Consider the following 13,719-nt stretch of genomic DNA (forward strand, 5'->3'; position numbering starts at 1 on the left):
AAGGGTATGGGAGTAGTTTGCGGAGGTATTGGATTATTATGCATGCCCTCCCAAAAAATTTTCCTACCACGTCCGCCGAAGTGTAAACAAGTCCTGCAATTCCTCGTTGGAAAGCTCCGTAATCCAGCCCTCGGAGGAGGAAATGACATTCTCGCTGAGGCTCATTTTGTTTTCCAGCATCTCGTCAATCCGCTCTTCCAACGTGCCGAGGGAGATGAATTTGTGCACCTGCACATTTTTCTTCTGACCCATCCGATAAGCCCGGTCAGTCGCTTGGTTCTCAACAGCCGGATTCCACCATCGGTCAAAATGGAAGACATGATTCGCGGCAGTTAGATTGAGGCCGACGCCGCCGGCTTTCAACGACAGAATGAAGATGCCGGGACCCGGTCCCACGCCGTCAAATGCCTGAAACGACTCAATCATGCCATCTCGCGCCTGCTTGGGCGTAGAGCCGTTCAAGTAGAGTACCGGCTCGCCGCGCTGCGCGCTGAGCAGATTCGCCAGCATGCGGCCCATGCCGACGTACTGGGTAAAGATCAGGCAGGAGTCGCCTTCATCACGCAGTTCATCCACCATCGTCACCAATCGCTCCAGCTTGGCGGAGCGCCCTATGAGCATCTCGCGGATCTCCTCGGAGAGCTGTGTGCTCTCCACAATGTCCAGCTCCTTCGACAACAATACCGGATGGTCGCACAGCTGCTTGAGCTGCGTCAAGGCGCCGAGAATGGCGCCTTTGCGCTCCATGCCCTCAAGCTGCTGCATGCGCGACATGAGATCTTTCACAGTCTGCTCGTACATCGCGCCTTGCTCTGCCGTGAGGTTGATGTAGACCTTGTTCTCCAGCTTATCCGGCAGATCGAGCTGGATGGCCGGATCTTTTTTCTTGCGCCGCAGCATGAACGGCTTGATGAATTGCTGAAGCTGCGCAGTGCGCTCCGTATCCTGATGCTTCTCGATCGGTGTGGCGAACCGCTGTTGAAAGCCGCGCTGACTGCCGAGGAAGCCGGGATTCATGAAGTCGTAGATCGACCATAGCTCTGACAACCTATTCTCAATCGGCGTCCCCGTCAATGCAATGCGGTGCAGGGCGCTGAGCGAGCGGATCGCCGCGGATTGCTTGTTGGCGGCATTTTTAATGTTTTGCGCTTCGTCGAGACAGAGGGAGCTCCAGGTGTACGCTTGGAGCGTTTCTTGATCGAGCAGCGCCGTCGTGTAGGACGTCAGCACAATATCTGTATGCGGAAGAGCTTCGGTCAGCTCCTCGCGGCCCAGTCGCGATTTGCCATAATGGAGCATGACCCGGAGCTCCGGTGCGAAGCGGGCGAGCTCCTTCTGCCAGTTGCCCAGCACGGATGTCGGACAGACGAGCAGGGCAGGCTGCTCCGAAACCGGCTGATGGTAGAGCAGATACGTAATAAACTGAACCGTTTTCCCGAGCCCCATATCGTCGGCAAGACAGGCGCCAAGGCCGTGCTGCCGCATATAGCTGAGCCAGGTGAAGCCCTGCCGCTGGTAGCCGCGCAGTTCGGCCTGCAGGCCATCGGGAACGGGCAATGCAGGAATGTCGGAAGGCTGCGCAAGCTGCCGCATGAGCTTGAGCAGATGCGCGTTCAGCTCGACTTCGAGCTCCACGCGAGCGTCGTCCTCCGCTTCTTCTTCCGACTCCTCTTTTCTGCCGGAAGCACGCCGTTCGGCAGTTTGCTCCTTCTCCAGCTCGCTGAGCAGATGCAGCTGCAAAATATCCTGCAGCGACAAGCCCTCGGCGGGGTCGACGCTCGCCATAAGCCGGCGGATCTGCTCCAGCAGCGCCGGATCAAGATAGATCCACTCGCCTCGGAAGCGGACCAGCCGCTCGTTCCGTTCGAGCAGGCTCATAAACTCCGCTTCGCTCAGCGAGTTTTCGCCGATGGCGACGCGCCAGTCGAAGCTGACAAGCGCGTTCATCCCGAACAGCGACTCGCCGCCTCCGCCGCTGCCGGCGCCTTCGGCAAGCCGCGCGCTCAGCCGCGGCTTGCGCTTCGAGGCTGCTTCCCACCAGCCGGGAAGCAGCACGTTCCAGCCGTCCTCCAGGAGTTGACGGCTGTTGGTGGTCAAGAAGGACCACGCCGACTCGTCGGTTAACGTGGTCCCGAGCAGGACGCCGCGGCTTGTCAAGCCGGGCAGCGCCGCACCAAGCCGAGCCGCCCAGCCCGGGGCCCGCTCGGCGACGAAAGGTTCCCAGGCGTCATCCCAGTCGCCTGTCGCTTGCCCGTCCTCCTGCAAGCGGACGGGGATCATGAACGAGCCGTCCTGTCTGTCCGTCAGGACGAGGCGAAGGCGCCAGGCCGGATCTTCGTCATCCGGCTCCAGCAATTGCAGGGCCGGACGGAACGGCGCGATGTCCGGCCGCCACCCCATGGCGGCAAGCCATTCCGCTTCGGTAATGGCTTCCGCCGACAGCCCTGGCGCTGTGCGGAACAGCGCCGGATAATCGCGGCGCAGGTCGCCCAGCGCCGCGTCCGAGGCATAGTGCCGCTGCTTGACGGCAGCGGAGAAAAGGGCGCGCAGCCCGGAGAGGCTGTCGCCAAAGCCTTCCAGTCGGCTGATCGCCACCCAGTCGACGCCTTCGAACATTTCCGCGCGGCCATCCCACGTCCACGCAAGCTCGCCGCGGCGGTATGCCTCGAAGCTCGGCAGGTAGCTGCCTTCTTCGGCGGCGCGCAGCAGCAGCGGTGCCAGCTCCAAAAGCTGCCGGCCGGCCTCGGTCGCCATGTGCCATTCGGCGATTTCTAGGAAATTGGGCGCTGCGAAGTAAGGCAGCGCCATTTCCGCCGGCAGGACGACCAGGCTAAGCTCGCCGGCCGCTGTGATCTCCAGCGTCGTGCCGTAATAAGACGGCGCATGCCAGGCAAAGAGCAGCTTGGCGAGCTGCTCGCCGCCGATGTCGCGTCCGTCTTTTTCGCCCCAGATGAGGGCGTCGCCGCGATCGGTCAATGTGACGGAAAGCGAAAGGGTATGTAAATACGAGAGCATCGTCGTCATTCCAGCAGCTTTCCTTTCTTTAGTTCCTCTTGCAAGGCGCGCAGACGGCTGTGGCGCTGGGCGAAGCCCGCGAAGAACGCCTCCCAGCGCTCCGGTTGCTTCATTTTTTTGTATACCTTGTCCAGACGTTTCAGCAGCTTCACCGCCGCTTTATAATCGTGCCGGTTCTTAAGCCGGACGTACTGCTCGATCGCTTGATGATAGTAGGGAAGCAGCAGCTCGGGCGACTCCTTCTCTATTGGTTGGAGCACACTGACGCGGTGTTCGAGCGGACTGTGCCCCTGCATGATTTGCAGCTCGATCCACAGCTTCCATTTGCCTTGCTCATGGAGAAGGCTTTCGATGACCCGGTACGAAAGGGGCAGCAGCGTCTCCAGGGCGCGCCACATGGCGTCTTCCGCTTGGGGCAAATGTTCGGCGGCAAGCTTCCAGTACGCGATAAGCGTATTCAGCTCATCCAGCCGCTTCCTAGCAAAAAAAGGCGTCAACTGCCGCAGCCAGTCCGCTAAATTCACCCATTGCCGGTGGATCGTGAAAAACGCGAGAAACGGCTGATAAACGGAGCTGCTCGCGGTCTCGAAGGAAGGATGCAGGGCAAGCTTCTTCCAGGCTTCGTCCGAATGCCCCAGCCATGTCAGCACATAGGCATGGGCGGCGACGCTGGACAGATTGGCCTTCGTTTCGCTGATTTGTACCAAAGCGGCGGCTTCCGTCTGTGCCAGTCTTTCTTGTTCTTGCGCAGGGAGCAGCTCGGCCGCTCCCGCGCACATCGCGGCATAGACGATAAAGTGCTGATTGCGCTTGTCGCTTTCCCGTTCAATCCCCTGCCGTAAATACGCCAATGTGTCCTCCAGCCGCTTGCTGTCCTGGGCCAGACCTTGTTGATGCTCCGGGAGCTCCAGCCACTGGTTCAGATGATCGAGCACCCAATAAATCGTAGAGGATGTGTAAAAGGTGACGCTTAATTCGTGTTGCTGTTCTGCAAGTTTGCGCAGGATAAAAAGCTGCTGATGCAGCTCCCAATACAGCCTGTCTGCTGCGCTGAAAGCTATGGTTGTTTGCTGCAGGCTTGCAAGGCGGACTCGCAGCTCTTCCACATAGCGCCCTTGATCGTAGGAAGGCTTAATCCCCTGCGTATAGCCGTCAAGAAACTGCTGCCAGCCGCTGACGGGCAGTCCAGGCAGCTTCTCCGCTCCGCTGCCTTCAGCCGCTTTCGCCGCCATACGCTTTAAATGAATCTTGGCATTTACGACTTGCGAAGCCGGATAGCCGTACCGATCGCCGAGCGCCATAATGGCGGCGGCCATGTGCTTGCAGCCTCTTGCAGCCGGACAACTGCAGGCAGCAATCGTAGGTTTGTTTACATCGAGCTCTACCCTGCATTTTTCCCCGAACTCTTCGACACGTGCTTCGAGCAGCCCGTAATCGGAGAGACGCAGGGAATCGACCATGCCTTGCTTGTAGAAATGAAACCCTCGGCTGAGCGTGACTTCGGAATACGTTTCGGCGACATACCGAAGAATGCCAGCCCATTGTTCTTCATTAAGTGTAGTTGCTGCTTGCATCGGAAAGCTCCTTTGCCATTTACAATTGAATATCTCTCTAGTATAAATAGCCGCCGCCATCTTGTAAATTTCCCGGTCAATGGCCATTTCCGGATGGCAGCTTCCGTGATGGCATCGGTGCCGCTGCTGCTAGTGTTCTTCTTAGTTCAGAAGAAATTTATCGAAGGTGTGGCGACGACGGGGTTGAAATAACCGTTTTTATCCGCGTGTACGCATGATGTGTATTGACTTTCTTTACTGTAACTAATATAATTACAGTATAAAGTTCATTATACACGAAGGTGGCGATTGAAGATGATGAATATTGCCGTCAGTGACTGGGTAGTCGCAACGACACGCGAGGATGAAATGGTACACGGCTTTGTGGATTCAATTGCAACGCCGCTGGGCATCGGCTTTGTTTATGTCATTGCCTCGGATCGGGAATCTACGATCGGGCATATTGTCGACGTGAACTTGGCGAGCATGAAGAAGCTGCCGGAGGGCGGCGTGACGACAGTCGAGCAAGCGAAGAGTATGATTGATTTGGCGCTTTCGGTTCGCGACGAAGCTTGGTTCCGTGAGCTTAGCGAGCACCTGCTAATGTTGGAAGCGAAGGGCGATGCCAGCGACGAGGCAAGTGAGGGCAAGAAGCAAGGAGTTAACCGGATCAGCGCGGATTTACGCTAAGGTCCAGCTTCTCAATAGATCAGCTATCCCAGAAACCCGCATCGCGGTTATGTAAAGAAGCATTGCTCCCCTGATTGGGGAAACAATGCTTCTTTTTGTTTTGGGGCGTGCCACGTGTCGGGGCTTAACTTGTAATGCAAGCCGCCTACGCCTCGTCCGGTTGAGCCGGTGCGGGTGCTGGGGCGGGCTTGCGCACCGCCGGCGCCTTGGCCGCTTCTTCCGCGAGCAGGCTTTGCAGCTCGGCGATTTTGCGCGGATCGGCGCCTTCAAGCTTGTCCGCAAAATATTTGGCTGCGAACAGCTCCCAAGTCGGCTCGACCTTATGTGTGCGCATCGTGCGCACGGCGTTTTTGACGAGCCGACGTTCCTTCGCGTTCGTGTACTTGTCGACGAAAAGCTGCTTGCGCGAGAAGTCGAGCTCTTGAAAGACGGCGCGCAGCACCTCCGCGGTCATGCGCGCATCGTCTAGCGCGCGGTGAGCGGAGCCTTCGCCAGTAATGCCGAGTTCGTCCAGCGCGGCTTCGACGCTGACATCGTTGGTCACATTTTTAAAGCGGATGTAGCCTTTCAGCAAGTCGAAGTAGTCCATCGCCATCCAATAGGCGTCGTCCAGCTTGTGCATGCGCGTATCGAGGATAATGCGCTTCAAATCTTCGCCGCCCCAAGTGATGAGAAGCTTCTCCGGACTGCGGTCGAGCCAGCGGATGAAATCCTGAATCACCTTCGGAAAGCCGCTCGCCCGGTCAATATCCTCCTGGGGAATGCCGGTTTTCTTTTTAATAAACCCGTTCAGCTTTGCAAAGTAGACAGGCTTGATCAAGGCGGAAAACTCGTCGATTTGCTGCAGAGAAGCGTCCAGTCGGACGGCCCCGATCTCGATGACTTCCATCGGCAGATCGCTTGCAAATTTTCGCCCATTAAATTCAATATCGAGTACAATGTAGTCCATGGTGCGGGCCCCCGTTTCATTACTGTGCTTCTAATTGTAACAGAATTCGCTCAGCTTACCAGCACCTGTTTGCGGAAAACGACGCGCAGGGCAAGGCTGAGGAGTACGCCAGCCAGCGACATGCCCGACACCCACAGGTACAGCTGCTTACCGCCAACCTGGTCGTACACCCAACCGCCGATATACGACGCCACAATGCCCGATACGCCAAAAAAGAGGATTGCCAACACTGTCTGCCCTGTCGCCCGCCATTCTTCCGGAACGATGCGGTACAAGTACTGAATCGCCGCCGAATAAAAAATCGGAAACGTGAAAACCTGTAATAATTGAATGGCTACGAGCAGGTGGGGCTCTGTGATCCAGGCCGAGAGGAAGAAGCGGATGAAGTAAAAAAAGGCCGAGAACGAAATGATGGCCAACTCCTTTCCTTGACGCAGCCACCAGAAGCTCAGAGCAAAAACCAGAATCTCGCTTCCCGCGGCCAAGAACCAGGCGACGCCGACCAGTTTCGGACTTCCGCCCAAGTCGCGGATGTATACGCCAAGAAACGTATCGTTGATCCGCTGCGGTACCGCAACGACGAAGATGAGCGCCATGAACCAGAGCGTTTCTTTTCTCGCTAAAAAGCTGCGCAGCGCGCGCAATGTAATCGGCTTACCGGTGACCGGCGCGTCGGGCAGACAAAGCACGTTCAGGATCGATAAGAAACCGATCCCGGCAAAAAGGTACGCAAGGCTGCCGATACCGAAATACTGTGCGGTAAAGCCGACGGCCAGCGACATTAATGCATATCCGAAGGCGCCGAATGTTCGAATGGAGCCGTAGCTTATGCCTGCGGCTTCCGCCGTTTGGAAATTCAGACTTTCCGTTAGCGGATCGAGCGGCATCAGGAAGAAATACAGCAGCATGGTGAAGACCATCAGCATCGCCCAAGTGGTTGAGGCATACAAGCAGTAACCTAGCAATGTCGAACAGACGACAAGGACGAGCATCACTTTTTTAATGGTTTTGGTTTTATCGCTGATCATGCCCCAAAGCGGCTGCGAAAAAATCGCAATGAACCCGCCGGTGCCGATAATGAGTCCGATTTTGGATGTGGAAAGCCCTTGGGCGTCCAGATATACAGGGAGAAACGATACGAACAGGGCGATCAGCGCAAAATACAAGAAGTTGAACAACTGTAAAAATGAATATGAACGCATACGAACCTAACCTTCCTGCAGATGCTTGATGTTGTAAAAAGGTTATTCTATCACGTACAGCCGCGAGTGGCTATAGGATTATGTTTTGCGTAAAACGTCGGAAGGATTCGTGCCCGTGACTTGCTTGAACTGCCGGCTGAAAAAATAAATGCTGCGGTAGCCCAGCGCTTCCGCCACTTCGCTGACATTCATCCCCAGGCGCAGCAGGTAGGCGGCGCGCTCGATTCGCTTTTGAATCACATAGGACTCGATCGTTTGGCCCATCAGTTCCTTCCATTTGAGAGAAAAATAACGAGGGGACAGGTGCGCCTCCTTGGCAAGCTCCTGAATGCTGTAATGCCGTCCAGGATTTTGGCCTATCCTTGCGGCTACGCCCATCATGACGCGGCGAAGCGACCGTTTGGCCGGATCGCCGAAAGGCTGGTTGCCCGGCGCTTGGCGTTCGTAAGCGAGCAGCAGCAATCGCAGCAGCAGGGTCGCTTCTTCTTCATGGCCGAAGGCAGCCGCCAGTCGAACTTGAATGAAACGATCAAGATAGAGCTCATGAAAATCGGCAGGATCAAAACGGACACGGGAGGGTAGCGAGATTCGCTGCGAGAAGCTCTCGGTGCAGTTAAAATGGATAAACGTCACGGTCAGCGGGCGCTCCGGGTTATGTCTGGCGCTGGCAAGATCTCCCGGTTGAAATAAATAGCAATCCCCTTGTCCGACTTGCATGCGCTCTCCGCCCAGAATCACTTCGCCTTCACCGCCCCACACATACCATAAGTCAAAATCGTGAAAAGGCTCATGCTCCCGATTCCATCTCCAATTAGGTTCGCAATTGACTTTGCCGAAAAGATCGTTTAGTTCAAGGTTCACCCTGCTGAAAAAAGACAAGTCCACCGTCTCCTTCATATGTAGAATAGTGCAAATAATGATGAGGCTTAATGCATTTATATTAGCGCTTTTTCTTTCTATAATTCAATTAGAAGTATTGAAATTATTTAAATGAAAAGGTGGCGTGAAAGATGGCAAAAGTCAATGATGACGTGTTATCGCCAGAGGAAATTTCATTAAAGTTGTATAGGTACGACAAAATTGCAGACAAGGTGGACGGTTATGAGAACTGGGGGGAGGAAGAGCTTGCGAGCTACATGCAAGATGGGTATTCAGCTGTCGAGGGGATTTTGAACGAAGAGGAGATTCAGGCAGCTAAGGATGCGCTGCATGATCTTATTTTTGTGGATAGCCGTGGGGTTCAACTGCAGTTTACAAAGCCGCAGCGTGAGCTGCGCACCGACGAGGATCGAGAGCTTGCGATTCGCAAGGTAAGCGAGTTCGTCAACGTCGAGGAACGGCTGAGGGCGATTGCCGAGCATCCGTCTATCCTTGCGATGGCGAAGGCGATTCTAGGAGAGGAACCGCGCATTGCACAGGATATGGCGCTTTTGAAGCCGCCTCACGGGGGCGGAGAGAAGCCATGGCATCAAGATATGGCCTACGGCAATCTGGCCTATGACAAACCGGTCGTCGGCGTCTGGATCGCCCTCGATGAAGCTGCGCTGGATAACGGCTGCATGCACGTCATACCCGGTTCGCATGCGGACGGCGCCACGCCTCATTATGCGGTGCGCGATTGGCAGCTGTGCGATGCGCACGTTCAGATTGAAAAAGATGTTGCAGTGCCCTTGCAGCCCGGCGGACTGCTGTTGTTTCACGGTCTGCTCAAGCACGGCACCCCGTTTAATTTATCGACGAAAAAGCGCCGTGCACTGCAGTTTCACTATGTGGGGGAGTCGGCGGTCAAGCTGACGCCGAAGGAGTATAAGCGTTTTTTTACGAATGAGATGACCGGAGCGGAATGCTAGATTCCTTAGAAATGTCCCGGAAAAGCCTCTTTCCTGAAAAATGGAAAGGGGCTATTTATATCCTATATGGACAAACGCGTATTTTAAGAGGTAAAGACATCTACGTCCCAAAACGTACAGGCAAATGGACGAAGTTCCCCGTATGATGAAGCATTCATGGGGAGGTGTTGAGATGCGTATGCTCGTGGGAAAAAAGAGAAGTATAGCAGGCTGCAAAAAAAGAAAGCACAAAAAACGTCGCCACCACGGTTGTAAGAAGTTTATTATCATTGGCGGCATCAGCAAATGCTGTAAAAGAGGTCCGAAAGGTGACAGAGGACCTAGAGGTTTTAGAGGTTTTGACGGTGCGACAGGAGCAATGGGGGTTCCGGGAGCAACTGGAGCAACAGGAGCAACGGGTGAAATAGGAGCTACAGGAGCAACAGGGGCTACAGGTCCAAAAGGCAAACGAGGCAAAAGAGGGGAAGACGGCCGAAGAGGTCCAAGAGGCGTAGAGGGTCCGATGGGTCCGGCTGGTGAACCAGGTTCTTCCACCATTATTCCTTTCTCTTCAGGAATACCGGCTACCCTGACCACCATGGCAGGAGGACTTGTCGGGACAACAACGGCCATTGCATTTGGTTCCAGCGCAGCAGGTGTATCCCTTGCAGGAGGCGTCGTCGACGCTGTTGCGATCGGCAATATGTCGTTCTCTATGCCTCGTGCCGGGACGATCACTTCGCTTGCCGCTTATTTCAGTACAACAGAAGCTCTCACACTTCCTGATTCTACGGTTACCATCACCGCACAATTGTATGCTTCGGCGACACCGAATAATGTGTTCGTGCCTGTTCCGGGAGCGGCTGTGACACTTGCGCCGGCATTGAACGGCATCGTCACGCTTGGAACTGTTTCACACGGGATTACGACAGGGCTTGCTATTCCGGTTGCAGCAGAGACTCGCCTTCTGATCGTCTTCTCGTGCGAAGCCGAAGGTATGAGCCTGGTTAATACAGTAATGGGTTATGCAAGCGCAGGATTAGAAATCGTTTGACAGCTATAAAGCCGTTTTCAGCCATTTCTGGGTTGAAGACGGCTTTTTCTGTTGCAGCGCGTGCCTGTCCGCATGTTCAGAGTAGCCTTTCTTTTGCATATAGTAGTACTACGTTGAACGCTTGGAGAAGACGGACTGCGAGGGGAATCGGCAGATGGAGAAGCTTCTTAGAACAATGTTGCAGTCGCTCGGTACGAATCGCAAAGCGCATCGTTTAGCTCGCAAATACGGCTTGCGCTTTGGAGCCTCCCGATTTGTGGCCGGGGAGACGATAGCCCAGTCGCTGGCAGCCGTTCAAACGCTCAATCGACAAGGCAAAATGGCGACGCTGGACCATTTAGGCGAATTCGTATCGACCCAGGAGGAAGCGAATGAAGCGGCGGCGATGTGCATCCAAACGCTCGACGCCATCGCATCGTCCGGGGTGCAGGCCAACCTTTCGTTGAAGCTGACGTCACTGGGACTTGATCTCGGGTATGAGCTTTGCCTGGCCAATATGCTTCGTATTCTAGAACGCGCCGGTCAGCATGGCCTATTTGTCCGCATTGATATGGAGGATTATGCGCACTGCGAAATCGCGCTGAACATGTATCGGGAACTGCGTGAAACCTATGCAAATGTAGGCATTGTCATTCAAGCTTATCTCTATAGATCGCTGCAGGACGTCGAAGATTTGGGGGAGATCGGCGCCAATTTACGGCTCGTCAAAGGCGCTTATAAAGAATCCCCTAAGGTCGCTTTTCCCCAGAAAGCCGATGTGGATAACCAGTTTCTTGCCATGATTCAAAAGCATTTGGAGGGCGGCCATTACACGGCGATTGCGACGCATGATGCTGCGATGATTGCGCAAGCGAAGCGGTTTATTGCGGAACGCCGCATACCGAATGAGCAATTTGAATTTCAAATGCTGTACGGCATTGCGGAAGACTTACAGGATCGGTTGGTTGAGGAGGGATACCGCGTTCGGATATACGTGCCGTTCGGGGTGGATTGGTTCGGTTATTTTATGCGCAGATTGGCAGAACGTCCGGCGAATGTCTGGTTTGTGCTGAAAAACATCGTTCGCTAACGACGACTATCTTGTGCGAGGGGAGCAGGTTTCATGAAAAAGCCAATGTCAATCAAACCGTACACGAACGAGCCTTTCACTAATTTTACGATTGAGGCGAATCGGAAGGCGCTGGAAACCGCAATTGCCAAAACGAAAAACAAGCTAGGCCAGGTGTATCCCTTGCATATCGGCGCAGAGCTCATTTTTACGAAGGCGCAGATCACGTCGATCAATCCGGGGAATGTGGATGAGATCATCGGATATGTCAGCAAGGCGGATACGAATTTGGCGGAAAAGGCGATGAGTGTCGCGCTCGAGACGTTCGAGTCGTGGAAAAAGGTGCCTGCCGCCGAACGCGCAGCCTATTTGTTGAAAGCGGCTGCGCTGATGCGCGCGCGAAAGCATGAATTTTCAGCCCTCATGATTCTCGAATCCGGCAAAAATTATGTGGAAGCGGATGTCGACACCGCCGAAGCGATTGATTTTATCGAATTTTATGCGCGGGAAATGATTCGGCTCAGCGAAATTAATGAGACACATCCTCTGGTGAAAATCCCCGGAGAGAACAACCAGATTTCCTACATTCCACTAGGTGTCGGGGTGATTATCCCGCCATGGAATTTCCCCCTGGCCATCTGCGTCGGCATGACCGTATCGGCTGTTGTTGCAGGGAATACGGTCCTCTTGAAGCCCGCTTCAACCACCCCGGTGATCGCGCACAAATTTGTCGCGTTGATGCAAGAAGCCGGGCTGCCGCCCGGCGTCATCAACTATATTCCGGGGAGCGGCGCGGAAGTCGGGGACTATTTGACGACACATCCCAAGACAAGATTCATCTCTTTTACGGGCTCCAAAGAAATTGGGCTGCGCATCAATAAGCTGGCTGCGGACCCTGTGCCGGGGCAAATCTGGATCAAGCGGGTCATTGCCGAAATGGGCGGTAAGGACGGAATCGTTGTGGATGAAACGGCAGATCTGGATGCGGCGGCTGCAGCCATTGTGGCGTCCGCATTCGGTTTTCAAGGGCAAAAATGCTCGGCAGGCTCGCGGGCCATCGTCGTGGAGACTGTATACGACGAACTCGTAAAAAAGGTCGTTGCGCTGACCGAAGGGCTGCAGGTTGGGCTTCCGGAACTGAACTATGCGTCCGGTCCCGTTATCGATAAAGCTTCTTACGAGAAGGTGCTGGCTTATATTGAGATTGGCAAGCAGGAGGGGACGCTGCTGACCGGGGGAGGGAAAGCCGAAGGGAATGGCTATTACATTCAGCCGACTATTTTTGGCGATGTGCCTGCCGGGGCGCAGATCATGCAGGAGGAGATATTCGGCCCTGTGCTGGCCATCGCGAAAGCGAGCGACTGGCGAAAGGCCATCGAAATCTATAACGATACGGAGTTTGGCTTGACCGGTTCGTATTTCTCCACGGATCAGGCGCGGATTGCGGAAGCGCTTGATTCGATGCACTGCGGAAACTTGTATATCAACCGCAAATGTACGGGCGCGCTGGTCGGCGTACATCCGTTCGGCGGATTCAATATGTCCGGGACCGATTCTAAAGCGGGCGGGTATGACTATCTTTTGCTGCTCACCCAGGCGAAGCTCACATCGCGGAAGATGTAGGTTCGTGGACAATTTGGTAAGTGCGCGCACGGACGGTGCCGCTGGCCACGGAGAGAAGCTGTTTGATGTACAGCTGGTAGGGAACGTGGCGAGCGTGTCTGCAAGAGATGCGAAGGTGTGCGGATAGCTCAGCTGCAGTGAACGGACGAATAGTCCGCCTGCCATAACGAACGGCTTCAGCTTCCAGCCAGGTTAAAGACGCTGGCACGGACGTTGAGACAAATTTGCCAATGAGCGCCAGGACCAGCTGTTGGCATTGTTTCGGCACTTCGATGATGGAAGGATACGCGATGGGGAGTACAGACCAACCGTCCAGGGTGAGGTGGCAGTGTCGTAAACAGAGATCTTTAAACCACCAAAGCTCGAGGTCTCTGGCGTGAGAGCCGTAGCCTTGGATCTCAATTGCACCCCGCGCAGCGCTCGGCATATAGGCAAAGTCAATATAGCGGTAACCGTTAGCAAAATCACGCACTTCCCACTCCGGATGCAGATCTTGAAAGTGGCCCACAATGGGGTACCACACCGTTTTTAGAAAGACCATTTCGGCGTGGCCGAGTCCGCGCTCCAATCGTTCTTTTCGTCTGCCGTTCGTTTCTGCCTGGATGTGTTCGTTCATGTACGCTTCAAAAGCTTGCTCGAATTTGATCATTTCTGGTCCCCCCTTGATTGAAAAAAAAGCGCCGCTCCCGGCCTGCGAGGAGAAATTTTCTTCCTCAGCAGGGGGAGCGGCGTGTGCTTCACAGCCTTTTTTTAAAG

General features: G+C 54.8%; 11 protein-coding genes. 5 read left to right on the plus strand and 6 right to left on the minus strand.

What is annotated here, in order from left to right:
* Positions 1-63: 63 nt before the first annotated feature.
* Entirely contained in the window at positions 64-3,015 is a 2,952-nt protein-coding gene (locus EJQ19_RS28430; RefSeq protein ID WP_126144624.1) for a DEAD/DEAH box helicase, read from the minus strand.
* 5 nt (positions 3,016-3,020) lie between these two features.
* Entirely contained in the window at positions 3,021-4,589 is a 1,569-nt protein-coding gene (locus tag EJQ19_RS28435; RefSeq protein ID WP_126144613.1) for an SWIM zinc finger family protein, read from the minus strand.
* Positions 4,590-4,883: 294 nt separating this feature from the next.
* Between EJQ19_RS28435 and EJQ19_RS28445 the strand changes: the two genes are divergently transcribed.
* Entirely contained in the window at positions 4,884-5,258 is a 375-nt protein-coding gene (locus tag EJQ19_RS28445) for an IDEAL domain-containing protein (RefSeq protein WP_126144614.1), read from the plus strand.
* A 145-nt stretch (positions 5,259-5,403) separates the two neighbouring features.
* Here the strand turns inward: EJQ19_RS28445 and EJQ19_RS28450 are convergent, their stop codons facing one another.
* The 3 genes from EJQ19_RS28450 to EJQ19_RS28460 all read right to left on the minus strand — a co-directional run bounded on the left by EJQ19_RS28450 (position 5,404) and on the right by EJQ19_RS28460 (position 8,288).
* Positions 5,404-6,207, minus strand: a complete 804-nt coding sequence (locus tag EJQ19_RS28450; RefSeq protein ID WP_126144615.1) for a 3'-5' exonuclease — start codon at positions 6,205-6,207, stop codon at positions 5,404-5,406.
* Between the two features lie 50 nt (positions 6,208-6,257).
* Positions 6,258-7,409, minus strand: coding sequence for an MFS transporter (locus EJQ19_RS28455; protein WP_126144616.1), 1,152 nt, complete (start codon positions 7,407-7,409; stop codon positions 6,258-6,260).
* A 78-nt stretch (positions 7,410-7,487) separates the two neighbouring features.
* Positions 7,488-8,288, minus strand: coding sequence for an AraC family transcriptional regulator (locus EJQ19_RS28460; RefSeq protein WP_164716778.1), 801 nt, complete (start codon positions 8,286-8,288; stop codon positions 7,488-7,490).
* 131 nt (positions 8,289-8,419) lie between these two features.
* Here EJQ19_RS28460 and EJQ19_RS28465 point away from each other — a divergent pair, with 131 nt between their 5' ends.
* The 4 genes from EJQ19_RS28465 to pruA all read left to right on the plus strand — a co-directional run bounded on the left by EJQ19_RS28465 (position 8,420) and on the right by pruA (position 12,963).
* On the plus strand, positions 8,420-9,259 hold the full coding sequence (locus EJQ19_RS28465; RefSeq protein ID WP_126144618.1) for a phytanoyl-CoA dioxygenase family protein: 840 nt from the start codon (positions 8,420-8,422) through the stop codon (positions 9,257-9,259).
* A gap of 502 nt (positions 9,260-9,761) precedes the next feature.
* Positions 9,762-10,292 carry an exosporium glycoprotein BclB-related protein gene (locus EJQ19_RS28470; protein ID WP_277600987.1) on the plus strand — a complete coding sequence of 177 codons (531 nt, stop codon included), beginning with the start codon at positions 9,762-9,764 and terminating at the stop codon, positions 10,290-10,292.
* Between the two features lie 154 nt (positions 10,293-10,446).
* Positions 10,447-11,361, plus strand: coding sequence for a proline dehydrogenase family protein (locus EJQ19_RS28475; protein ID WP_126144620.1), 915 nt, complete (start codon positions 10,447-10,449; stop codon positions 11,359-11,361).
* 33 nt (positions 11,362-11,394) lie between these two features.
* A complete protein-coding gene (gene pruA, locus EJQ19_RS28480; protein ID WP_126144621.1) occupies positions 11,395-12,963 on the plus strand; it encodes an L-glutamate gamma-semialdehyde dehydrogenase in 1,569 nt (522 codons plus the stop codon).
* On the opposite strand, the gene EJQ19_RS28485 is transcribed toward pruA, so the two are convergent.
* A partial coding sequence (locus EJQ19_RS28485; protein WP_338143351.1) for a hypothetical protein occupies positions 12,944-13,719 on the minus strand: 776 nt, incomplete at its 5' end. The two genes, pruA and EJQ19_RS28485, sit on opposite strands and share 20 nt — an antisense overlap.

The sequence above is a fragment of the Paenibacillus whitsoniae genome (genome assembly GCF_003955665.1).
Classification (GTDB): Bacteria; Bacillota; Bacilli; order Paenibacillales; family NBRC-103111; genus Paenibacillus_E; species Paenibacillus_E whitsoniae.